The sequence below is a fragment of the Bacillota bacterium genome (genome assembly GCA_024655925.1).
Classification (GTDB): domain Bacteria; phylum Bacillota; class DTU025; order DTU025; family JANLFS01; genus JANLFS01.
On record JANLFS010000015.1, the window covers coordinates 34,898 to 37,865 of the forward strand.

Genomic DNA, 2,968 nt, shown 5'->3' on the forward strand with positions numbered 1-2,968 from the left:
TTACCTCCAGATTCAACCTCTTCTATGAGGAGGGCGCCGTGGTCGAGCAGACGCCGCCGCCCTACTCCACGGCCTCAGGGGGCACCCCGGTGGACTTGGTTCTCGCGTCGAGATCCTTCGGGGCCGGTGGTGGGGTGGACGATACCTCTCCCAGGAGGTTCGTCGTCTCGTATCAGGTGCAGCCCGGACCAGAAGCTCAGGAGATCGTGATCAAAGTCGTCGATATCTACGGGGAGCGCATCAGCTACGGCCCGAAATCCCACAGGCCTGGTGACTCCATTGAGCACACGGTTGAGGTGCACGGGCGAGGAAAGATCGAGGTGTGGGCGGACGGGAGACTCATCAGAGTTCAGAACACCTGAGCAAGGTAGGGTTGTACGGATATCCGGGGGCCTGTGCTGGGTGCTGGTGACCGCTGGCACCTTGGTTTGCACTGCCCGGGGGAAGGTCAAGAAGAGCGAAGCCGGGGTGATGGTCGGCGACAGAGTGATCGTGTCACAAGCAGACCATGGAGGTGTGGTGGAGGAGGTTCTACCCCGTGTAAACCAGCTCACCAGGCCCTACGTCGCCAATGTCGACCAGGCCATCGTTGTCACATCTGTAGTCCGTCCGGAGCCTAACCTCTTCCTGCTTGATCGCATCCTGGTTCAGGTCGAGCATGTCGGCCTGGATGTCGTTGTCTGCGTGACCAAGATCGATCTCGCGAAGCCTTCCGACTACCGCGGGATCGGGGAGACCTATACCGCCGTGGGTTATCCTGTGATCACAACGAGCACGGTCACCCGGACGGGTGTCAGAACGCTCGCGGGGGTGTTGCGCGACAAGACATCCGTGTTTGCCGGCCCATCAGGGGCAGGTAAGTCTGCGCTGTTGAACATGGTCCAGCCGGGGCACAACCTCGTGGAAGGGGACGTGAGCCGCAAGATTGGACGCGGCAGGCACACCACGCGCGAAGTCCGTCTCATCCAGCTGGACACAGGGGGGTTCGTAGCTGACACTCCCGGGTTCTCCGCCCTGGACATCGATTTCCTGAAACCCGAGGAGCTTGCCTTCACGTTTCCCGACATTCGTGCCGCGGAAACGGGGTGCCGGTTCGCAGGATGCATGCACGACGCAGAGCCGGGCTGTGCTGTGAAGGCTGCAGTGGAGGAAGGCAGAGTGCCCCGGGTGCGGTACGAGAATTATCTTCGCTTCCTGGCTGAGCTGCGGGAGGCGGAGAGAAGACAGTACAGATGAGATAGGCAGGTGCTCCCCTTGATCAAGATCGCTCCGTCGATTCTTGCAGCGGATTTCGGCCACCTCGGACGGGACCTCGGCCGGATTGCGTCCGCGGACATGGTACACATCGACGTCATGGATGGGAGATTCGTGCCCAACATATCAATGGGCCAGCCGGTGGTGGCAGCGGTGCGCAAGTACACCCGCCTCCCTCTGGACGTGCACCTCATGATAGTCCGCCCTGAAGATCACATAGAGGCCTTCGCCCAGGCTGGTGCGGACGGCATAACCGTGCACGTGGAAGCCACACACCACCTTCACAGGCTGCTCGGGCAGATCAAGTCGGCTGGAGCCAGGGCAGGGGTCGCTCTGAACCCCGCGACCCCGGTGTCTGCCATCGAGAACGTGCTGGATCTCACAGATCTCGTGTTGGTGATGACAGTGAACCCCGGGTTCGGCGGCCAAGAGTTCATCCCCGGCTCGCTTCGGAAGGTAGAAGCCGTGGCGGCGATGGTGAGGCAAGTAGGGCGGAACATAGATGTCCAGGTGGACGGGGGGATCTCCGCAGCCACCGCTCCTGCTGTGGCCCGCGCCGGGGCGAATGTCCTGGTGGCAGGGTCTTTCGTTTTCGGTGCGAAAGACCCGAGCGAGGCCATAGTGTCGTTGAGGCGGGCGGAGGGGTGAGATTCGGGCCCGCTCACAGACGGGGGTCGCCCGGGCCTCCGTCAAGCAGAGGCGGCCTCCTTGTCTGTCCCGCAAACCAGTCTGACGCTCTGGACCAGGTGTGCTGCTCCTCTCCCTTCGGCTCGTCAGAGTACCGGTAGTCCTGCTTTCGGAAGTACTCCCGGAAGCCTTCCTGCAACTTGTCGAGGCGCCCGACGGCATCCTCTGCGAGGAAGGTCGCGGCTGGGTGGGAAGCATGGCCAAGCGCCGTCCTCAGGTGCGGAAGACACAGGCCGTCCGATTGACCGAGCAGGTTCCGGGTTTCCTCATCCTCCAGCATTCTCGATAGACAGGTGCATGCGTAGATCTCCACTTCCTCGATCCTTCGGCATACTGGGCAGGGACGTCTGGGACTAAGACCTTTGATCGCCTTCTCCAAGGGGCTTTTCGTGCCGTGACGCATCCAGTGCAAGAGCCTCCCGAGCCGCGACCCGCGACGTGCGCGGAGCTGTGCGGCGTCAGCTGCAGCGTCCAGGACTTCCTGCATCCTCCTGAGCTCCGCGGCCACAAGGAATTCATAAGTTACACTCAGCCGCTTTCCCGCTACCTTGGCGACTTCCCATGCGTGGTAAGGACAGAACCCGCCTTCCGCCAGGTCTACAAGCATTGCGGCCTCGCTGTACGTCTCTATCACAAACCAGCGGTAGAGAGTGTCCAAGGCTCGCTGTGTGACGCCGCAGACTGGACATCCCGGTTCCATCATGGCCTCTCTCAATTCGTACTCAGTCACAGCTGCACACCCCTCTTGCGCGTCACTGGGCGGGCCCGAGCATTGGTCCCGGACCGACCGCGGAAACATAAAGACTCCTACCTAAGGTTTAAGTAGGAGTCATTAGCCCGTGGGCCCTGGGCGGAAACTCATCGTGCGAACTCCATCGCAACTCCCATTATATGCGAACCAATGTGTCTAGGCCAGTGGCGGTGGACAAGCGGGCTGGGGAGGGCGACTTCCCCTGAACAGAGTACCCTGTTGGTTGTCTCGCCGCTTCAGAGAGATCCCGGGGAGGGTTGGAGAAGCCAACCCTCC

The 2,968-nt window shown here is 61.6% G+C and carries 4 protein-coding genes; 3 read left to right on the forward strand and 1 reads right to left on the reverse strand.

Annotated features, from left to right (window positions below; genetic code table 11):
- From NUW23_03870 to rpe, 3 genes are all read left to right on the forward strand, one after another.
- A partial coding sequence (locus NUW23_03870; protein ID MCR4425313.1) for a hypothetical protein occupies positions 1-362 on the forward strand: 362 nt, incomplete at its 5' end.
- Entirely contained in the window at positions 271-1,236 is a 966-nt protein-coding gene (gene rsgA, locus NUW23_03875) for a ribosome small subunit-dependent GTPase A (GenBank protein ID MCR4425314.1), read from the forward strand. The genes NUW23_03870 and rsgA, both read left to right, overlap by 92 nt.
- 18 nt (positions 1,237-1,254) lie before the next feature.
- Entirely contained in the window at positions 1,255-1,902 is a 648-nt protein-coding gene (gene rpe, locus NUW23_03880) for a ribulose-phosphate 3-epimerase (protein ID MCR4425315.1), read from the forward strand.
- A 13-nt stretch (positions 1,903-1,915) separates the two neighbouring features.
- Here the strand turns inward: rpe and NUW23_03885 are convergent, their stop codons facing one another.
- The gene (locus tag NUW23_03885; protein MCR4425316.1) at positions 1,916-2,671 is read right to left on the reverse strand and encodes a DUF6062 family protein; all 756 of its coding nucleotides are present in this window, start codon (positions 2,669-2,671) and stop codon (positions 1,916-1,918) included.
- Positions 2,672-2,968: the final 297 nt, after the last annotated feature.